Source organism: Streptomyces africanus (assembly GCF_002150735.1).
Lineage (GTDB): Bacteria > Actinomycetota > Actinomycetes > Streptomycetales > Streptomycetaceae > Streptomyces > Streptomyces africanus.
The window spans coordinates 1-18952 of sequence record NZ_MUKA01000027.1; the positions used below are offsets into that span (position 1 = coordinate 1).

Consider the following 18952-nt stretch of genomic DNA (forward strand, 5'->3'; position numbering starts at 1 on the left):
CCCCGACCGTTCCGCCTCCCCGTTCCTCGCTCCCCGCTGATCGCCCTAGGACGACGATGTCTCGACGGACAGGTGCCCGGCGCCGTCTCGGTTCCATACGCCTCTCCCTGGTGCTTCTGGCCCTGGTGCCCAGCGTCACCCTCGCCGCCATGTGGGGCGTGACGACCATCCAGATGTTCTCGGAGGGGCTCCGGCTGCGTGACCAGACGGAGCTGAGCCGGTCGACGGGCGCCATGGGCACCGACGCGACACTCGCCCTGCAACGGGAACGCAGCCTGTCGGCGGCCTGGCTGGCCTCACCGCACGGCTCCCGGGCCGCCCTCGACACACAGCGCGAGCAGACCGACGCGGCGGTCTCGAAGCTGGTCGGGCAGGCGGACGCGATCGAGAAGGCGCCCTCCCGCGTATCGGACCGGCTGTACTCGGTGCTGGGCTCGGTGGGCAGCCTGGAGTACTACCGGGACCAGGTGGACCACCCGACCGACATCACCGCGCAGCAGGCGCTGGACCAGTACTCCTCGATCATCGACGACCAGATCCACGCCTTCCAGGAGCTCTCCCAGGTCGACGACGGCGACCTCACCTCGCAGGCCGGCCCCCTGGTCGCCCTGGAGCACGCGGCGGAGCTGGTCTCCCGGGAGGACGCGCAGCTGACCCTGGCCTGGCCGTCCGGGCACCTCGACGACAAGGCCTGGGTGCAGTTCACGGAGCTGGTGAACACCCGGCGCTGGCTCGTCCAGGACCAGGTCGTGCCCCAGCTGACCGGCAGCGCCAAGGCGCAGACCGAGCAGATCCTGGCGAGCCCGGAGTGGCGGACGCTCCAGTCCATCGAGGACCAGGTGCTGGCGGCCCGCAACTCCGGCGCCGACGCGGACCGGATCGCCCTGCCGGACACCCAGAAGCGGTGGAACGCCGCCATGGACAAACTGTCCGCGCACTACGCCGGGCTGATCCAGCGCCAGACGACGGACCTGCTCGAACGCAGCGCCGACAAGGCGGACGGGCTGCTGATCAAGGCGGGGATCCTGAGCGCCGGAGGGCTGCTCGCGCTGCTGGTGTGCGTCGGCATGTCCTGGCGGATCACCCGCTCGCTGTCCCGGCGGCTGCGCGGCCTGCGCCGGGCCGCCGTCAGCCTCGCGCAGGAGCGGCTGCCCGACGTGGTGGCCCGCCTCGAGCGGGGCGAGACCGTCGACCCGGAGTCCGCGACGACCCCGCTGGACTACGGTCACGACGAACTCGGCCAGGTGGCACAGGCGTTCAACACCGCCCAGCGCACGGCCGTGCACACCGCGGTCGAACTCGCCGACACCCGGCGCGGCTTCCAGAAGGTCATCCTGGGCATCGCCCGGCAGAGCCAGAACCTGGTCAACCTCCAGCTCAGCAGGCTCGACACGCTGGAACGCGAGCACACCGACCCGGACATCCTCAAGGGCCTGTACGAACTGGACTCCACGGCCAGCCAGTTGCGCCGCTACGAGGAGAACCTCGTCATCGTCAGCGGCGAACGGCCCGGCCGCAGCTGGACCGATCCGGTCGCGCTGGTCGACATCCTGCGCAGTGCGGTCGGCGAGGTCGCCGAGTACCAGCGGGTGGAGGTGCACACCGAGGAGGAGGTGTGCGTCGCGCCGCCCGCGGTGGCCGACGTCATCCATCTGCTGGCCGAGCTCATCGACAACGCGACCGCGTACTCGCCCGCCCCGAGCCCCGTCACGGTGCGGGCCGGGATGGTCGCCAAGGGCCTGGCCGTCGAGGTGGAGGACCGCGGCCTCGGCATGTCGGAGGAGGACTACATCTCCTTCAACGAACAGCTCGCGGTGCCCCCGCAGTTCGACGTGGTGGCGCTCGCCGACGACCTGCGGCTCGGCATGTTCGTGATCGCCCAGCTGGCCCACCGGCACGGCATCGCCGTCACCCTGCGCGCGTCGCCGTACGGCGGGACCACGGCGATCGTGCTGATCCCGCACGACATCGTGGTGCGGGAGGTCCCGGAGAACGGGCAGAGCCCGATGGACACCAAGAGCGCCAAGACCGCCGACAACTCCATGCCCGCCGAGGAGCCGGAGGGTGCCGCCGATGCTGCCCGGGCCGTCGGGGCCGCCCGCGAGCCCCGGCCGCTCACCTCGGCCCGGACCGCCACCGCCACCGCCACGGCCACCACCACCGCCGCAACCGCCCCCGCCGCCGCGCCCGCCGCCCGCGAGGTCATCCCCCGCCGGGACGGTCTCGCCCCGCTCCCCCGCCGGGTGCCGCAGACCAGCCTGGTGGAGGAACTGCGCGAGGAGTCCACGCCCGCCGAAGACGACGGCTCCCCCGACGACTTCACCGCGGAAGCCGCCGCCTCGTCCCTGGCCGGCTTCCAGCGCGGCACGCTCCGGGCCCGTGACGGCGACACCGAGCCGCCGTACGACGAGGAGGCGGCCGCACCACCCCGGCAGGCCGCCGCCGACCCCGTCCCCTCGACTCCGCCCGCCGACCGCTGACGAAGGACACCGCAATGACACGCCCCATCCCCGCCACCCACACCCAGCTCGACCAGCTGCTGACCGGACTCGTGGAGCGGGTCGCCGACGTGAACCAGGCCGTGGTGCTGTCGGAGGACGGCCTGGTGGTCAGCAAGTCCACCGGATTCCTGCGTGACGACGCCGAGCGGCTCGCGGCGACCGCCTCCGGCCTGATGAGCCTCAGCAAGGGCGTCAGCATGGACTTCCGGGGCGGTCCGGTGCGCCAGGCGCTCATCGAGATGGCCAACAGCTATCTGATCCTCACCTCCGCCGGCCCCGGTGCCCACCTGGTCGTGCTCACCGGGCCGGGCGCGGACGTCGGTGTGGTGGCGTACCAGATGAACATGCTGGTGAAGAAGATCGGCGAGCACCTCAGCGCGGCACCGCGGGGCATGGCCGGGCCCGTCGTCGACCCCGGCGTGTGAGGTGGGCGGAGGCGACTCGGCGGGGCGGCTCGTACGGCCGTTCGCGCTGACCGGTGGCCGGACGCGGCCCAGCCGCGCCGACTTCACGCTCATCGCGACGGTGACCGCGGTCGATCCGCAGCCCGTCGCGGCGGCCCCCGTTCAGCCCGAGTACACCCGGATCCTCCGGTTGTGCGCCGAGCCGCTGGCCGTGGCGGAGCTGGCCGCCCGGCTCGACCTGCCGGTGAGCGTGGTCGTCATCCTGCTCTGCGACCTGCTGGAGGCGGGCCGGATCACCGTCCGTCCGCCGCGCCTGGTTTCCCGTACCACTCCGGACCTGGACCTGCTGAAGAAAGTGAGGGACGGCCTTGGCCGGCTCTGACGTCGCCACCGACGCGTCCTCGGCACCCGACACGGTCAAGATCCTCATCGCCGGCGGCTTCGGCGTGGGCAAGACCACCATGGTCGGGTCGGTCAGCGAGATCGCCCCGCTGCGCACCGAGGAACCCCTGACCATGGCCGGTCTGGGCGTCGACGACCTGGACGGTATCGAGGAGAAGCGGGCCACCACCGTGGCCCTGGACTTCGGCCGCATCACCATCAGCCGGGACCTGGTGCTGTACCTGTTCGGCACGCCGGGGCAGCAGCGGTTCTGGTTCATGTGGAACGACCTGGCCCTCGGCGCGCTCGGTGCCGTGGTCCTGGTCGACGTCCGCCGACCCGAGTCCAGCTTCGCCGCGATCGACTTCTTCGAACGCCGGGGCATCCCGTTCGTCGTCGGGGTCAACGGCTTCCACGGGGACCACCCGTATCCGCCCGAGGACATCCGGGACGCCCTCGCGGTGCCGGAGCACGTACAGGTGCTGCTGTGCGACGCGCGCGAGAGGGAGTCGTGCCGGGACGTGCTGATCGCCCTGCTCGACCAGCTGATCGCGACGGCGGTGCAGACCTAGGGGGTGTCCGGGGTGCTGCGGGCACCCCCCAGGGGTGTCAGCTCAGGCCCGCCGACTTCAGCCACGCCTTGGCCACGTCCAGTGGGTCCTTCTTCTCCAGCTGCACCTGCGCGTCCAGTTCGAGGAGCGCCTTCGTGTCGAGCTTGGCCGAGACCGCGTCGAGCGCCGCGGCGCCCTCCTTGGACAGCTCGCCCTTGCGGACCAGCGGCTGCACGTTCTGGAAGCCGAAGAGGTTCTCCGGGTCCTTCAGGACGACGAACTTCTCCCGGGTGATGGTCGGGTCGGTGGTGAAGACGTCCGCGGCCTGCACGGTGTTCTTCTTCAGCGCCGCCTGGGTCAGCGGCCCGCCCGCGTCGAGCGACTTGAAGGACTTGAACTCCAGGCCGTACACGGACTTCAGGCCCGCCAGGCCCTGGTACCGGGTCTGGAACTCCGGTGAGCCGCCGAAGACCAGGTCCTTGGCTATGCCCTTGAGGTCGCTTATGGAGGAGTCCGAGGTGAGCTTGTACTTCTTCGCCGTCTGAGCGTTGAGGGTCACGGAGTCCTTGCTCTGCGCGGCCGACGGCTTCAGCAGCTCCAGCTTGGAGTCGAGCTTGCCGTTGATCGCGGTCGTGGTCTCCTCGACCGTCTTCGTCTTGGCCTTGGAGCCGAGGTACGCCAGCAGGGAGCCGTTGTACTCGGGCAGCAGGGTGATGGCGCCGTTCTTCATCAGACCGTACGTGGTCTCACGGCTGCCGATGTTGGGCTTGTAACTGACCTTGATGCCCTTGGCCTTGAGGGCCTCGCCGTAGATGTCGGCGAGCAGGATGCTCTCGGCGAAGTTGTTGGAGCCGACCACGACGGTGCCGCTCTCCGCTCCGCCGCCCTTGAGCGGGTCGTCGGAGGTGCCGCCGGAGGAACAGCCTCCGAGAAGAGCCGCCGCCGCGGCGAGCGCGACCGCGGCCGCGCCGGGGTGCCTGGTGATGGACCGGGTGCTGCTCTTCGCCGTAGTAATCACCCACTGATCCAAGCCAGCCGGTATTCGGTCAGTCAAGAGCAGCCCGGTTACCAATCGGCGTCGATGTGCGACAAACCGCCGCAATCCGGGCTCTCAACTCCTGCGTACGCCCGGCGACACCGCCGCCCGCGCCGCCGCCCAGAACAGCGCGAGGGTGACCAGCGCCAGGACGGCGACCAGCGTCGCGCCGCCCACCACCTTCTCGTAGTTGCGCTGGTAGAGGCCGTCGACGATGTACCGCCCGAGGCCGCCCAGGCTGACGTACGCGGCGATGGTCGCCGTCGACACGATCTGGATGGCTGCCGAGCGCAGGCCGCTCAGGATCAGCGGCAGCGCGACCGGCAGTTCCACCTGGAAGAGGATCCGGGACTCGTGCATGCCCATGCCGCGGGCGGCGTCCACCGGCGAGGGGTCGACGGAGCGCATCGCCTCGTAGGTGGTGACCAGGATCGGCGGGACGGCGAGGACGACCAGCGGGATCATCACGGGCAGCATCCCGAACCCCAGCAGGGTCGTCATCAGCACCAGCAGGCCGAAGCTGGGCAGGGCCCGCCCGGCGGTGGCGACCAGGGACAGGGCGTTCCCGCCGCGCCCGTAGTGACCGGTGACCAGGCCGACCGGCAGCCCGATGGCGGCGGCGAGGGCGAGCGCCTCCAGGGTGTACCGCACGTGTTCCCCGAGGCGGGCCGGGATGCCGTCGTAGCCCTGCCAGTGGGCGCTGTCGCTGAAGAAGGCGTTGACGAAGTTCAGTACGTTCACCGGGCTGCGTCCTTGAGAGCGGGCGCCTGCTTGCGACCGGCCGTCCCGCTGGGCATCCAGGGCGTCAGCAGCACACGCACGAGGACCAGCAGGGCGTCGACGAGGATCGCCAGGAGGGCCGTGGTGATCACGGAGTTCCAGGTCAGTTCGGGCCGGTTGTAGATCTGCGCGTCGTGGAGCAGGTTGCCGAGCGCGCCCTGGTTGCCGATCAGCATGCCGACGCTGACGAGGGAGATGCTCGACACGGTCGCCACCCGCAGGCCGGCGATGATCGCCGGGACAGCGATCGGCAACTGCACCTGGAAGTACCGCCGCAGGGGTCCGAAGCCCATGGCGGTGGCCGCGGACAGGGTCTCCTGCGGCACCGAGCGCACCCCGTCGACGATCGCCGGGACGAGCACCACCAGGCTGTACACCGCCAGCGGGATCATCACGGTGAGTTCGGTCTGCCCGGTGTAGTTGATGAGGACGACGAAGAACGCCAGCGACGGGACGGCGTACAGCACGGTCGTGATGCCGAGGACGGGCGGGTAGAGCCAGCGGAAGCGGATGCAGAGCTGGGCGATCGGCAGTGCCAGGAGCAGTCCGGCCGCGACCGGCAGCAGGGCCTCTCTCAGGTGCAGTCCGACCAGACCGATCCAGCTGTGCTGGAGGTCGCTCGGGATGTCGAAGAAGTCGTGGAGGAAGCCGTTCATCCGGCGACCTTCTCGTCGTCGCGCCCCGCCGCGTGGGCGCTGCGGATGGCCTCGCCGATGGTCGCTTGCGAGACGACGCCGGTCACCCGCCCGCCGGTGTCCACGGCGACGGCCCAGCCGGTCGGCGACAGCACCGCGCAGTCGAGGGCGACGCGCAGCGAGTCGGTGCCGGGCACGAACGGCCGCCCGTGGGACAGCAGCCGCTCCGGCCGGATGTCGCCCGCGACCAGGTCCCGCGGCGCGCTCCAGCCGAGGGGCCGGCCGTCCGCGTCGGTCACCAGGAGGTAGGGGGCGTCGGGGGCGGCGATCTGCTCGGCGGTGGCGTCGAGCGGGATCACCGGGTCGCTCGTCAGCTCCAGCCGCGCGGACGGGAAGAACGACAGCCGCCGGATGCCGCGGTCGCCGCCGAGGAAGTCCTCGACGAAGGCGTCGGCGGGGCCGGACAGCAGCTCGGCCGGGGGTGCGTACTGGGCGAGGTGGCCGCCGGTGCGCATCACGGCGACCATCGTGCCGAGCTTGATCGCCTCGTCGATGTCGTGGGTGACGAAGACGATGGTCTTGCCCAACTCGTCCTGGATGCGCAGCAGTTCGTCCTGGAGTCCCTTGCGCACGACCGGGTCGACCGCCGAGAACGGCTCGTCCATGAGCAGTACGGGCGGGTCGGCGGCCAGCGCCCGGGCCACGCCGACGCGCTGCTGCTGGCCGCCGGACAGCTGGTACGGGTACCGCTTGGCGAGCGCGGCGTCGAGCCCGACCCGCTCCATCAGCTCCGCGGCCCGCGCCCGGGCCTTCTGCTTGCCCCAGCCGAGCATGCGGGGCACGGTCGCGATGTTGTCGACGATCGTGCGGTGCTGGAAGAGGCCGGCGTTCTGGATGACGTACCCCATGGACCGGCGCAGGGTCGTGACGGGCTGCCGCTGGATGTCCTCGCCGTCGAGGAGGATCGTTCCCTCGCTCGGTTCGACCATCCTGTTGATCATCCGCAGGGTGGTCGTCTTGCCGCAGCCCGACGGTCCGACGAGGACGGTGATCGAGCGGTCGGGTATCTCCAGGGAGAGCCGGTCGACCGCCACCGTGCCGTCCGGGTACCGCTTGGTGACTGAATCGATCCGTATCAAGACGCCGGGGCCCTTCGGTTGGCGGAGACGTTGGCCATGGTCGTACGGGCTGTTGCCGGTCGAGTCTAGACCGCGGTCGTTTCCGGCCCCCGGGCGGCCGGAACCCCCGCCCCGTCCAGCGGCAGCCGCACGGTGAACACCGTCGCCCCCGGTGCGCTGTTCAGCTCGATGCGGCCGCCGTGGGCCCGGACCAGGGACTGGGCGACCGCCAGGCCGAGGCCGCTGCCGCCGCGGTCGCGGCTGCGGGCCTTGTCGACGCGGTAGAAGCGGTCGAAGACGCGCTCCTGGTCCTCGGGCGGGATGCCGGGACCCGCGTCGGCGATCCGGACCAGGGCGGCGTGGGAGGCGACAGCGACGTCCACGGACACCGGCGTTCCGGGCGGGGTGTGCACGGCGGCGTTGGCGAGCAGGTTGTCCAGGACCTGCCGGACGCGCTGCGGGTCCAGGCGCACCGTGAGCGCCTCCGGGCCGGTGGTCACCGTCAGCGGGTGGTCCGGCCGGCCGGCCCGGAAGGCGTCGGCGGCCTGCCGGACCAGCTCCGCGAGGTCGGCGTCCTCCAGCCGCAGCGGCGCCTCCACCTCCGCCGCGTCCAGCCGGGCGAGCAGCAGCAGGTCGTCCAGGAGGATGCCCATGCGGGCGGCCTCGGCGCGCAGCCGGGCCAGGTGCCGGTCGCGTTCCTCGGGGGCGTTGGCGGCGGCGTACTGGAAGAGGTCGGCGTAGCCGCGTACCGACATCAGCGGGGTGCGCAGTTCGTGCGAGGCGTCCGCGACGAAGCGGCGCAGCCGCTGCTCGGCCTCCGCGCGCACGGCGAGGGAGTCGTCGATGTGCTCCAGCATCGTGTTGAAGGCGGTGCGCAGTTCGTCCACCTCCGGGCCGCCGTCCCGGCCGTCGGCGCGCAGCGGCAGCCGGGCCGCCGACTCGGTCAGGTCGTGCGAGGCGATGCCGTGCGCGGTGGACGCCATGTCGCTGAGCGGCTTCAGCCCGCGGCGCAGCATGCGGCGGCCGAAGACGACCAGGGCGAGCAGGGCGAGCGCGAAGGTGACGACCTGGATGGTGATGAGCTGCCCGACCGTGTCCTCGATGTCCTCCATGGGCGCGGCGCTGACCAGGACCACCCCGGGCTCGACCTCGCAGGCGCGCAGCCGGTAGGTGCCCGCGCCCCTGAGGTGCTCGGTGCGCAGGAGTTCCTGGTGCGCGGCGGTCTGCGCCGCGGCCAGCGCGGTGAAGTCGTCGACGTCCTTCGGCAGGTCGGCGGGGTCCTCGGGCCTGCGCAGCTCGGGCGTGCCCTCGGAGACGTCGTACACGGCGTAGAACCAGCTGTAGTACTTCTTGCCCGACAGCGTGCCGTAGTCCGCGATGCTCTTGGACTGGGCGATCTGGGCCTGCGCCAGCTGGGTGTCGAGCTGGGCCGACAGGTAGTCGCGCATGTACGTGGTGAGGGCCGTGCCGACGACGGCGAACACGACCAGCGCCAGGGCGCCGAGGCCCAGGGCCAGCCGGGTGCCCAGGCGCATCCCGCGGTAGGCCCGCCGCAGCCGGGCGATCACTCGGAGGCCTGCCGCAGGACGTACCCGAATCCCCGCACGGTGTGGATCAGCGGGGCGCCGCCGCCGTCGTCCGTCTCGTCGAGCTTGCGGCGCAGCCGGCTGATGACCAGTTCGACGACGTTGGAGCGGCCGCCGAAGCCGTACTCCCACACGTGGTCGAGGATCTGCGCCTTGGTGAGCACGGTGGGCGACTTCCGCATCAGGTAGCGCAGCACCTCGTACTCGGTCGGGGTCAGCGACAGCAGCTTCTCGCCGCGCCGCACCTCGCGGGTGTCCTCGTCCATGGTGAGGTCGCCGACCTGGAGCACGGACCGCTGGAAGGCGGGCCCGGCGCTGCGCCGCAGCACGGTCCGCAGCCGGGCCATCAGCTCCTCCACGGCGAACGGCTTGACCAGGTAGTCGTCGCCGCCCCGGGTCAGACCCGCGACCCGGTCGGCGACGCCGTCGCGCGCGGTGAGGAACACCACCGGCACCATCGTGCCGGAGGCCCGCAGCCGGTCCAGGACGCCGAAGCCGTCGACGCCGGGCAGCATGAGGTCGAGCACCACGATGTCCGGGTGGAACTCGGCGGCCCGCTGGAGCGCGTCCTCGCCGGAGTACGCCGTGACCGCCTCCCAGCCCTCGTAGCGGGCGACGGTCGCGACGAGGTCGGCGATGGGCGGGTCGTCGTCGACGACGAGGAGTCGTACTTTTTCCACCCGCTCATAGTGCTGCACGTGTCCCGTTCAGCCCTAGCCGCCCGAACCTTCGCCGCCGGATCGATAAACACTTGAAAGTGGAGCGACAGTATTCCGACAGCTCCCCCGCGCCAAGCTCGGTGTCCCAGGATCCGATCAAGGAGCTGCCGATCGTGACGACCCTCCAAGAACGCCCCGCCGCGCCCCGCCCGGGTGTACGCCCCGGAGTGGTGGGCCGCACCGGCCTGTACGCGGTGCTGCTGGCCAACGCGGTCGTGGTGACCGTCTTCTTCGTCCAGGCCGGTTTCGCCTCGAACACGCTGATCGTGCTGGGGCGGCTGGCGGGGCTGTACGGGGCGCTGCTCATGGCGTTCCAGCTGCTGCTGGTGGCGCGGCTGCCGTGGTTCGACCGGCGGATCGGCATGGACCGGCTGACGTCCTGGCACCGCTGGACGGGCTTCTCGGTGCTGTGGCTGCTGCTGGCGCACGCCGTGTTCATCGTCTTCGGCTACGCGCAGTCCTCGTCCCTGGACCCGGTGAACCAGCTGGTGGATCTCGCGGAGACCGTCGAGGGCGTGCTGCGCGCGATCACCGCCCTGGCGGTCATCATCGTGGTCGGGGTGGTCTCGGCCCGCTCCGCCCGGCGCCGGCTGGCGTACGAGACCTGGCACTTCATCCACCTGTACACCTACGTGGCGGTGGTGCTGGCGTTCACGCACCAGGTCGCGGCGGGGACGACGTTCACCTCGTCGGCGGTGGCGAAGACGTACTGGTACGCCGTGTGGGGCGTGGCCCTCGCCGCGGTGTTCACGGGCCGGGTGGTACTGCCGCTGTGGCGCAACCTCCGCCACCAGCTGCGTGTGACGGCCGTGGTCCCGGAGAACGACGACGTGGTCTCGGTCTACGTCACGGGCCGCGACCTGGACCGGCTGCCCGCCCGGGCCGGACAGTTCTTCCTGTGGCGGTTCCTGACGAGGGACCGCTGGTGGCAGGCCAACCCGTTCTCGCTGTCCGCCGCGCCGGACGGCCGCTCCCTGCGCCTGACCGTCAAGCGGGCGGGCGACGGCAGCGCGGCCCTGCGGCACCTCAAGGTCGGCACGCGGGTGTTCGCCGAGGGCCCCTACGGCGCCTTCACCACCCTGCACCGCACCCGCCCGGACGCCCTGCTCATCGCCGGTGGCGTCGGTGTCACCCCGATCCGCGCCCTGCTGGAGGAACTGCACGGCCACGCGGTCGTGATCTACCGGGTGGCGACGGACCGGGACGCCGTCCTCCACGACGAACTGCGCGAACTCGCGCTCGCCAAGGGGGCCGAGCTGCACCTGGTCACCGGGCCGCCCGTGCCCGACCGGCTGGCGCCGAAGGAGCTGGCGCGTCTGGTGCCGGACATCGCCGACCGGGACGTGTACCTGTGCGGCCCGCCGCCGATGATGAACGCGGTGCTCGGCAGCCTGCGCGAGCTGGGCGTGCCCCGGACGCAGACCCACTTCGAGCGCTTCAGCCTGGCCGGCTGACGGGAACGAGGAGAACACCGTGAAGCGAGCCATCCCCGTCCTCGTCCTGAGCGTCGCGGGCCTGATCCCCGTCTGGCGGTACGCGCCGTCGCACGACACCGGGTCGTCGTCCGCCACACAGGCCGCCGCACCCGCGTCGACACCCTCGGTCTCCTCGTCGGGCGGCACCACGACCACGGTCGTGCCGGGCTCGACGCTCGACACCGAGAAGGGTCCGGTGCAGGTCGAGGTCACCTTCTCCGGCGACCGGATCGCCTCGGTGCGGATGCTGCGGCAGCCGGACCATCCGCAGACCAGGGCCGCCGTGCCGAAGCTGATCGAGGAGACCCTCCAGGCGCAGAGCGCCGACATCGACACGGTGTCCGGTGCCACGATCACCAGCGACGGCTACAAGGAGTCGCTCCAGGCCGCGATCGACGCGAGGGGCTGACGGCATGCGGCGCGTCGAGCACGTGATGGGGTTCCCGGTGTCGGTACGGATCGACGACGAGGGCTTCCCAGAGGCGCCGGTGGACGGCTTCTTCGCCTGGCTGCGCGAGGTCGACGCGCGGTTCAGCCCGTTCCGCCCGGACAGCGAGGTGTCCCGGCTGGACCGGGGCGAGGTCCCGGCCCCCGGCCCGGCGCTGCGCGAGGTCCTGGCCCTGTGCGAGGAGTACCGCATCGCGACCGGCGGCGCCTTCGACGTCCGGCTGCCCGGCCGCGGCCTCGACCCCTGCGCCGTGGTGAAGGGCTGGTCGGTGCAGAAGGGAGCGGAACTGCTGTCGGCGGCCGGGGCGCGGCGCTTCTGCCTCAACGCGGGCGGCGACGTGATCGCCTCCGGCGGCCCCTGGCGCGTCGGCGTCCGCCACCCCGAACACGCCGACCGGCTCTGCACGGTCCTGGACCTCACGGACCGGGCCGTCGCGACCTCCGCCCGCTACGAACGCGGCGACCACATCCTCGACGCTCGCACGGGCCGCCCGGCGACCGGCCTGCTCAGCATGACCGTCGTGGCCCCCACCCTGACCGAGGCGGACACGGTCGCCACCGCGGCGTTCGCCCTGGGCGCCCAGGGCGTCGAGTGGGCGGCGGCCCGCGAGAACTGCGAGGTGTTCGCGGTGGACGCGGCGAGGCGCGTGCTCCGGAGCCCGGGGTTTCCGGTGGCCGGGGCGCAGGGCGTCGCGGCGTAGCGGCTGCCGCCCTGCCGCTGGTGGCCTCGCAGTTCGCCGCCGGTGCCGCGAACCAGGTGCTGTCGGCGGGCATCGGGCGTACACCGGCACCCTGCGCTTCCTCCGGCGGCGCGGCATCCCCCGGTCAGACGTCCGTCTCGGCCGGCTCCTCCACCAGCACCTTCACGTCCCACGGCCCGAGCGGTACCGCCTCGCCGTACATGGTCTCCGACAGCACGTCCCGCAGGGCTGTGGGCACCGGCACGGACACCTCCTGCCAGGACCAGTTGTGCAGGAAGCGCACGCGGCGGCCGTCCCGGGTGGTCGCCGAGGTGGCCGTGACGCTCGGGTGGGCGGGGCGCCAGGTGCCCTGCGGGCCGTACCGGTCGAACAGGGCACGGGCGAAGACGGGGTCGGGGACGGTGCCGACGTAGGTGATGCGCCCGGCGCCGTGGCGGTGCGTGGTGGCCGCCGACCAGCGTCCGAAGTGCGGATGCACGTACGCCGCCAGCGTCTCGGCGCCCTGCGGCAGCAGCCCGTCCGCCCAGTGCAGAGCGTGCGCGTCGGCCGGGAGGGGGAGGGAGTCCGTGCCGGTGACGGGCAGCGGTTCGCCCAGGTTGCTGAACTCGTCGTACGTCACCCCGGCCGCCTCGGCCAGCCCGCCCGGCTGGAGGTCGGTGCGGGCCCTGGCCTCGGTGTCGCCGTAGCCGGTGCGGGGCCCGAGCACGAGATGGCCGCCGGCCTCGGCGTAGGCGCGGAGCCGGTCCAGGACGCTGTCGTCGGCCGCGTAGTAGGCGGGGACGACCAGGAGCGGCGGCAGATCGGCGTCCGGGAGCCGGCCGGGGTGCAGGACGCGCGCCTGGAGGCCCGCGTCGAAGGCACCGCGATAGAAGGCGTCGAAGATCCTCTCGTACGACCGCCCGTCCGGGTCTCCGCCGGCGCCGGCGAGCGGCGGCTGGCCCTGGAGCGCCCATTTGCTGGGTCCGTCGTAGAGGAAGGCCACGTCGGCGTCCGGGGTGAGGGACGCGACCAGATCACCGGCCTTCTCCAACTCGCCTCCCAGAGTGGCCAGTTCGCGGTAGACACGGCCGGGCCGCCCGTTGTGCGGGAGGATGCCGCCCCAGTAGGTCTCGGTGCCGAAGTGCAGGGTGTGCCAGTGCCAGTACTCGATCATCGAAGCGCCTCGGGAGATCAGCGCCCAGGCCGCCTGCCGCCACTGGCCGTCGTAGGCGGGGCGGTTGTCCCACGGCCCGCCGATGGCCTGCGCGTTGGTCTCGGTGACCAGGAACGGCTCCTGGCGGGAGGAGTACATGCGGTCGGCGCTGCGGTACAGCGCCCAGGTGCCGTTGGTCGTCCAGTTCTGTCCGGCGGCACCGGTGTCGGGCAGGGCGAGGGCGTCCTGCATCGTGTAGTACGGGTTGCCCGCGGTGACGTCGAGGCGCTCGGTGAGCCGGTCGTCCTCGACACCCTGACGGTCGTAGGAGATGCAGGTCGTGACGAACTGGCCGGGCCGGGCGTACTCGCGGACGATGTCCGCCTGCCAGGCGATGAACTCGGTGGTGAGGCGGGCCTGGAAGCGCCGCCAGGCCAGGTCGTACTGCGGCTGGGCGTTGCCGTCCGGGGTCCACAGGTCGGCCCAGGTGGACAGCCGGTGCGACCAGTAGACCAGGCCCCACTCGCGGTTGAGGGTCTCCACGTCGCCGTATTTCTCGCGCAGTTCGTCGGTGAAGCGCTGGAAGACGCCGTGGTTGTGGAAGAGGTGCAGGCCCGGTTCGTTGTCGACCTGGTAGCCGATGACCGCCGGGTGGGCGGCGTACCGGCCGACGACCTTGCGGATGATCCGCTCGGCGTGGAAGCGGAACGCCGGGTGGGTGAAGTCGACCTCCTGCCGGGCGCCCCAGCCGATGCGCTCGCCGGTGCGGTGCTCCCCCGCGATCTCCGGGTACTGCCGGGCCAGCCAGGGCGGTACCGCGTACGTGGGCGTCCCGAGGATGACGGAGATGCCCCGCTCGTGGGCGCCGTCCAGGACCGGCTGGAGCCAGTCGAGGTCGAAGCGGCCGTTCTCGGGCTCCCAGGTGGACCAGACGGACTCGCCGACCCGGATCACCGAGAAGCGGGCCTCGGCCATCAGGTCGAGGTCGTCCTTGAGGCGCTCGTACGGCTGGTACTCGTGGTAGTAGGCGGCACCGAACAGGACGCGCCGGGGCAGCTCGAACATGCTTCTCCTTCAAGTGGTATGACGGTGGTTCAGCCCTTGACCGCGCCCGTGGACAGGCCTTCGAGGAGCTGTTTGCGCAGCAGCACGAAGAGGACGACGGCGGGCAGGACGGCGAGGACGGCTCCGGCGAGCACGAGGTCGTACTGCCGTTGCTCCGACACGAACAGGGTCTGCAGGCCGAGCGGCAGGGTGTACTGGGAGCTGTCGGAGACCAGCACCAGCGGCCACAGGAAACTGTTGTAGCTCTGGAGGAACTGCCAGACGGCCAGGGCGCCCAGCGCGGGCCGCAGCAGCGGCAGGACGATGGTCCGGAAGATGCCGAACTCGCTCGCCCCGTCGATCCGGGCGGCCTCCAGCACCGAGTCCGGAATGGACTGCACGATGTACTGCTGCATCATGAAGATCCCGAACGCGGGCGCGACCCAGGGCACGATCAGCGCGAACCACGGGCTGCCGAGCCCGGTCTTGACGAGGATCACGAACAGCGGCACGAGGATCACCGCGAACGGGATCGACAGCGAGCTGAACATCACGTTGAACAGCAGCCGCTTCCCGGCGAAGCGGAACTTGGCGAAGCCGTAGCCGGCCAGCGCGCACACGAAGACGGACACGGTGGTGGCGACGACGGCGACGACCGTGCTCATCAGGAACCAGCGGCCGAAGGGCTGGTCGGTGAGCAGGGTGCGGTAGTTGTCGAGGGTGAACGGGTCGGGGACGAGCTTCGGCGGGTAGCCGAAGATGTCGCCGCGCGGTTTGAACGAGCCGCTCAGCGCCCACAGCAGCGGGGCGAGGAAGCCCAGGAGCAGCAGGACCAGTGCGCCGTAGAGAGGTACGCGGGCGCGGGTCATCAGGCGGCCCTCCCGATGCCGAGGAGACGGTTGAAGAGCCGGCTGAGGCCGAAGACGAGGACGAAGAGGACGACGGCCGCGGCGGCGGCGTAGCCGAACTGCTGGCGCTGGAAGGCCGCCCGGTAGATGAACATGGTCACGGAGAGGGTGGACTCGGCCGGTCCGCCGCCGGTCAGCAGGTACGGCTCCTCGAAGATCTGGGCCGCGCCGATGAAGGACGTGACGACGACGAACGCCGTCACCGGCTTCAGTGCCGGCAGGGTGACGGTGGTGAAGGTGCGCAGCCGCCCGGCGCCGTCGAGGGCGGCGGCCTCGTACAGCTCCCGGGGCACGTTCTGGAGTCCGGCGAGGAAGAAGACGGTGAGGTAGCCGGTCCAGCGCCACAGCATCACCAGGGCGATGCTCACCTTCGCCAGGCTCGGATCGCCGAGCCAGTCGACACCGCCGGTGCCGAACAGGGCGCGCAGCACCGCGTTCGCGAGCCCGAACTGCCGGTCGAAGATCAGGCCGAAGACGAGGGCGACGAGGATGGGCGAGACCACGATCGGCACGAAGTAGGCGGTGCGCCACAGGTCCCGCACGCGCAGGCCCCGGGCGTTGAGGGCCTGCGCGATCAGCAGCGCCAGCGGCACGACGACGCACACGGCGACCAGCACGAACACGGCGGTGTTGCCGAGGGCCCGGTGGAAGCTGATGTCGGTGGCGAGCAGCCGGTAGTTGCGCAGCCCCACCCAGTGCGGGCTGCCGAGCCCCACCCACTCGGTGAGACTCAGCCACAGCGAGGCGCCGACCGGGACCAGCATGAACAGGACGTAGAGGAGGTAGAAGGGCGAGATGAAGAGGTAGGGGGCCCAGGACTTGCGGGGGCGGTGTTCTTCCCGGCCCGGGGCGTTGTGCGGGCGTGCGGTGCCGGGCGGCCCGGCAACGGTGGTGGTCATGGTGGGTCACTCCTGATCCGCCGAGTTCGGCAGCGCCCTCAGGGGCGCGGGGAACTGCGCGACAAGCCACAGCGGCGCCGCGGACGCGTCACCGCCCGGCCTGGTCATGGAAGTCCGCCGCGGTCTGCCGCAGCGCCTCCCGCGGCGACAGCGCGCCGCGGTAGGCGCGCAGCAGGTTGCCGGCGAGGACGTCGTAGAGGATCGACTGGTCGGGGCTCTGGTGGAACGGCGGTACGTCCGGCAGCAGGTCGCGGTAGAGGCGGAAGAGCCGCTGCCCGCCGCAGAAGTCGTCCGTGTAGCCGCCCAGGCGCGGATCGTCGTAGACGGACCGGCGGGTGGGGAGGTAGCCGGTCTCGGTGAAGCGGCGGACCTGGCCGTCGTGGGTGAGCCAGGTCTTGAAGAGGAACTCGGTGGCCGCGCGGGTGTTGGCCTTGTCCCTGACGACGCCGAAGCCGGTGCCGCCGAGCGCGGCGGTCACCCCGCCGCCCCTGGTGAACCGGGGCAGATCGCGCACCCGCCACTTGCCCTTCTGCTCGGGCACGTTGGGCACCAGGCCGTAGTTCTTGTACCAGATGGCCATGGGCAGGCCGATGACCCGGCCCTGTTTCAGGGCGGTCTGCATGGCGGCCCCGTAGTAGTCGGCGACGTCGATGACGAAGCCGCTGCGCAGGCCCTCGCACAGGAACCGCAGCACCTCCTCGGCCTCCGGCGAGTCCAGGAGCAGCTTGCCGCCGGCGTCGAAGAAGGCGCCGCCGCGCTGGTAGAGCAGCATCTGGAAGGACTGCACGACCTGGCCGGGGTCGCTGCCCACCGTGGAGACGACGCACAACGAGGCGCGGTGGTCCTTGTACACCCGGGCGCCGGTCTCGGCGAACTCCTCCCACGTGCCGACGTCGGCAGGGATCTTGTACCGGTCGAAGAGGTCGCCGCGGTAGAAGTAGACGACCATCGGGGTGTCCGAGTCGAAGGCGTAGACGCGGCCGTCCTTGCTGAAGGGGGCGGTGCGGGCCGGCAGCAGGTCGTCCTTGAGGCCGGGTACGGCCTCGATGTCGGGGGTGAAGTCGTGCAGCAGCCGTTCGGAGATGTCGCCGCGCAGCAGGCGCGGGAAGCTGCCGATCTCGAAGCCCACCAGGTCGGGTGTGCCGCGTCCGGCGACGGCCTGGGCGAGCAGCTTGGTGACGATGTCCGCGGGGCCGGAGCGGGTCACCTTCAGGTGGTAGCGGAAGTCGGTGGCACGGTCGGCCTCCGGGACGCCCTTGACGAAGAACTCCTCGTAGCCCGGGTCGTGGGTCCACAGGGAGAGGGTGACGTCGCCGGAGGTGCGGGGCGTGGTACCGGCGTCGCCGCAGGCGGAGAGTGCGGCGGCCGTACCGAGGCCGAGGGCACCGCGCAGCAGGGCGCGACGGGTCGGAGGGCTGGAGGACAGGGGGGTGGACACACGTGACTCCTCACGTGGTGCGGTTACGGCTGCGGGCGGGGGTGCGCGGGCCCTTGGTCGCGTACCGGCCCGGTGGAGGCCCGTACGATCAACTCGACTGCCCGGCCGGGTTGTTCGGCCGGGGCGGGGCGGCCCTCGATCAGGGCGATCAGTACGTCGACGGCGCGGTCGGCGACGGCGGCGAAGTTCTGCCGGACGGTGGTCAGCGGCGGGAAGAGGTAGGCGGCGGCGGGGATGTCGTCGTAGCCGATGACACTCACGTCGCCGGGGACGGCGCGGCCCGCGTCGGCGAACGCGCGCAGGGCGCCGATGGCCATGTCGTCGTTGGCGGCGAACACGGCCGTGACGTCGGAGAGTTCGGCGAGCTGCCGTCCGGCGGCGTAGCCGGAGGCCGGGCTCCAGTCGCCCGGTGACGGCAGGGGCGGTTCGGGTGCGCCGGCGGCGGCGAGGGCCTCGCGCCAGCCGCGCAGGCGGTCGCGGGCGGCCCACCAGTCCTGCGGGCCGGGCAGGTGCCAGACGGTGCGGTGGCCCAGGGAGAGCAGGTGCTCGGTGGCGAGCCGGGCGGCCGCGACCCCGTCGGCGCCGACCACGGCACTCGTGCCCGGCGTCAGCTCCACGCCCTCGCCGAGACTCACCACGGGCAGTTCGGCGCTCAGTCTGAGCGGCGTGCCGTCGTCGATGGGTTCGGACAGCACGATCCCGTCCACGCCCTGTTCCAGCAGCGCGTCCACGGCGGCCGAGACTTTCTGCCCTTCGAGGGTGGTGGCCAGGGCGACGGAGTAGCCGGCGCGTTGCATCGCCCGCTCCAGGGCGATGAGCAGGGTCGAGGGGCCGTAGAGCGAACTGCCCAGCGAGACCACGCCGATCCGGCGGTAGCGGCCGAGGAGCAGGGCCCGGGCGGCGGTGTTGGGACGGTAGTCCAGGTCGCGGACGGCCCTCAGGACGCGGTCGCGCACCTCGGGGCTGACGTGCGGTTCGCCGTTGACGACCCGCGACACGGTCTTCTGCGAGACCCCGGCGGCCCGTGCGACCTCGGTCATCCCGGGGCCACGCCGCCGGCGCCCGCCGGCGGCCGGGGGGCGTTCGGCTCCGCTCGTGGTCATGCGTTGCTCCCGGGAGTGACAAAGAGGGTCGACTACGTAGTCAAAGATGACGCCGTGGATGAACGGGTCGGGCATGACTACGTAGTCACGCCAG

General features: G+C 71.7%; 18 protein-coding genes. 7 read left to right on the forward strand and 11 right to left on the reverse strand.

Annotated features, from left to right (window positions below; all coding sequences use genetic code 11):
- Window positions 1-56: 56 nt before the first annotated feature.
- From CCL05_RS04340 to CCL05_RS04355, 4 genes are read left to right on the forward strand one after another with little or no spacing between them, the layout of a single operon-like run.
- Window positions 57-2480 carry a sensor histidine kinase gene (locus CCL05_RS04340; protein ID WP_086559144.1) on the forward strand — a complete coding sequence of 808 codons (2424 nt, stop codon included), beginning with the start codon at window positions 57-59 and terminating at the stop codon, window positions 2478-2480.
- Window positions 2481-2494: 14 nt separating this feature from the next.
- Complete coding sequence (locus tag CCL05_RS04345; RefSeq protein WP_020271575.1) at window positions 2495-2926, forward strand: roadblock/LC7 domain-containing protein; 432 nt, start codon at window positions 2495-2497, stop codon at window positions 2924-2926.
- Between the two features lies 1 nt (window position 2927).
- Window positions 2928-3287 (forward strand): DUF742 domain-containing protein, encoded by a 360-nt coding sequence (locus CCL05_RS04350; protein ID WP_086559145.1) that lies wholly within the window; start codon window positions 2928-2930, stop codon window positions 3285-3287.
- Window positions 3274-3858: a GTP-binding protein gene (locus CCL05_RS04355; protein ID WP_086559146.1), complete on the forward strand. Its 585-nt coding sequence runs from the start codon at window positions 3274-3276 to the stop codon at window positions 3856-3858. The genes CCL05_RS04350 and CCL05_RS04355 overlap by 14 nt, the downstream gene beginning before the upstream one ends.
- Before the next feature lie 37 nt (window positions 3859-3895).
- Here CCL05_RS04355 and CCL05_RS04360 read toward each other — a convergent pair whose 3' ends face one another.
- The 6 genes from CCL05_RS04360 to CCL05_RS04385 form a co-directional block, all read right to left on the reverse strand.
- A complete protein-coding gene (locus tag CCL05_RS04360) occupies window positions 3896-4855 on the reverse strand; it encodes an ABC transporter substrate-binding protein (protein ID WP_086559147.1) in 960 nt (319 codons plus the stop codon).
- 93 nt (window positions 4856-4948) lie between these two features.
- The gene (locus CCL05_RS04365) at window positions 4949-5614 is read right to left on the reverse strand and encodes an ABC transporter permease (protein ID WP_086559148.1); all 666 of its coding nucleotides are present in this window, start codon (window positions 5612-5614) and stop codon (window positions 4949-4951) included.
- Complete coding sequence (locus CCL05_RS04370; protein ID WP_086559149.1) at window positions 5611-6309, reverse strand: ABC transporter permease; 699 nt, start codon at window positions 6307-6309, stop codon at window positions 5611-5613. Before CCL05_RS04370 ends, CCL05_RS04365 begins: the two co-directional genes overlap by 4 nt.
- On the reverse strand, window positions 6306-7427 hold the full coding sequence (locus CCL05_RS04375) for an ABC transporter ATP-binding protein (RefSeq protein WP_167409504.1): 1122 nt from the start codon (window positions 7425-7427) through the stop codon (window positions 6306-6308). Before CCL05_RS04375 ends, CCL05_RS04370 begins: the two co-directional genes overlap by 4 nt.
- Window positions 7428-7492: 65 nt before the next feature.
- Window positions 7493-8974 (reverse strand): sensor histidine kinase, encoded by a 1482-nt coding sequence (locus CCL05_RS04380; RefSeq protein ID WP_086559150.1) that lies wholly within the window; start codon window positions 8972-8974, stop codon window positions 7493-7495.
- Window positions 8971-9672, reverse strand: coding sequence for a response regulator transcription factor (locus CCL05_RS04385; protein WP_086559183.1), 702 nt, complete (start codon window positions 9670-9672; stop codon window positions 8971-8973). The genes CCL05_RS04380 and CCL05_RS04385 overlap by 4 nt, the downstream gene beginning before the upstream one ends.
- A 152-nt stretch (window positions 9673-9824) precedes the next feature.
- On the opposite strand from CCL05_RS04385, the gene CCL05_RS04390 reads away from it, so the two are divergent.
- From CCL05_RS04390 to CCL05_RS04400, 3 genes are read left to right on the forward strand one after another with little or no spacing between them, the layout of a single operon-like run.
- Window positions 9825-11165, forward strand: a complete 1341-nt coding sequence (locus tag CCL05_RS04390; protein ID WP_208641358.1) for a ferredoxin reductase family protein — start codon at window positions 9825-9827, stop codon at window positions 11163-11165.
- Between the two features lie 19 nt (window positions 11166-11184).
- Window positions 11185-11595, forward strand: a complete 411-nt coding sequence (locus CCL05_RS04395) for an FMN-binding protein (protein ID WP_086559151.1) — start codon at window positions 11185-11187, stop codon at window positions 11593-11595.
- 4 nt (window positions 11596-11599) lie between these two features.
- Complete coding sequence (locus CCL05_RS04400; RefSeq protein ID WP_086559152.1) at window positions 11600-12334, forward strand: FAD:protein FMN transferase; 735 nt, start codon at window positions 11600-11602, stop codon at window positions 12332-12334.
- Between the two features lie 124 nt (window positions 12335-12458).
- On the opposite strand, the gene CCL05_RS04405 is transcribed toward CCL05_RS04400, so the two are convergent.
- The 5 genes from CCL05_RS04405 to CCL05_RS04425 all read right to left on the reverse strand — a co-directional run bounded on the left by CCL05_RS04405 (window position 12459) and on the right by CCL05_RS04425 (window position 18795).
- Entirely contained in the window at window positions 12459-14531 is a 2073-nt protein-coding gene (locus CCL05_RS04405) for a beta-galactosidase (protein WP_086559153.1), read from the reverse strand.
- Window positions 14532-14560: 29 nt separating this feature from the next.
- Window positions 14561-15379, reverse strand: a complete 819-nt coding sequence (locus CCL05_RS04410; protein ID WP_086559154.1) for a carbohydrate ABC transporter permease — start codon at window positions 15377-15379, stop codon at window positions 14561-14563.
- On the reverse strand, window positions 15379-16317 hold the full coding sequence (locus CCL05_RS04415; protein ID WP_086559155.1) for a carbohydrate ABC transporter permease: 939 nt from the start codon (window positions 16315-16317) through the stop codon (window positions 15379-15381). The genes CCL05_RS04410 and CCL05_RS04415 overlap by 1 nt, the downstream gene beginning before the upstream one ends.
- Before the next feature lie 88 nt (window positions 16318-16405).
- Window positions 16406-17755: an ABC transporter substrate-binding protein gene (locus CCL05_RS04420; protein WP_086559156.1), complete on the reverse strand. Its 1350-nt coding sequence runs from the start codon at window positions 17753-17755 to the stop codon at window positions 16406-16408.
- A 23-nt stretch (window positions 17756-17778) separates the two neighbouring features.
- A complete protein-coding gene (locus tag CCL05_RS04425) occupies window positions 17779-18795 on the reverse strand; it encodes a LacI family DNA-binding transcriptional regulator (RefSeq protein ID WP_086559184.1) in 1017 nt (338 codons plus the stop codon).
- Window positions 18796-18952 lie beyond the last annotated feature (157 nt).

Bases quoted from the DNA above. Each gene is read 5' to 3' on its own strand.
- CCL05_RS04340 (WP_086559144.1), top strand. From the start codon at position 57: ATGTCTCGACGGACAGGTGCCCGGCGCCGTCTCGGTTCCATACGCCTC.
- CCL05_RS04345 (WP_020271575.1), top strand. From the start codon at position 2,495: ATGACACGCCCCATCCCCGCCACCCACACCCAGCTCGACCAGCTGCTG.
- CCL05_RS04370 (WP_086559149.1), bottom strand. From the start codon at position 6,309: ATGAACGGCTTCCTCCACGACTTCTTCGACATCCCGAGCGACCTCCAG.
- CCL05_RS04400 (WP_086559152.1), top strand. From the start codon at position 11,600: ATGCGGCGCGTCGAGCACGTGATGGGGTTCCCGGTGTCGGTACGGATC.
- CCL05_RS04405 (WP_086559153.1), bottom strand. From the start codon at position 14,531: ATGTTCGAGCTGCCCCGGCGCGTCCTGTTCGGTGCCGCCTACTACCAC.
- CCL05_RS04410 (WP_086559154.1), bottom strand. From the start codon at position 15,379: ATGACCCGCGCCCGCGTACCTCTCTACGGCGCACTGGTCCTGCTGCTC.
- CCL05_RS04415 (WP_086559155.1), bottom strand. From the start codon at position 16,317: ATGACCACCACCGTTGCCGGGCCGCCCGGCACCGCACGCCCGCACAAC.
- CCL05_RS04425 (WP_086559184.1), bottom strand. From the start codon at position 18,795: ATGACCGAGGTCGCACGGGCCGCCGGGGTCTCGCAGAAGACCGTGTCG.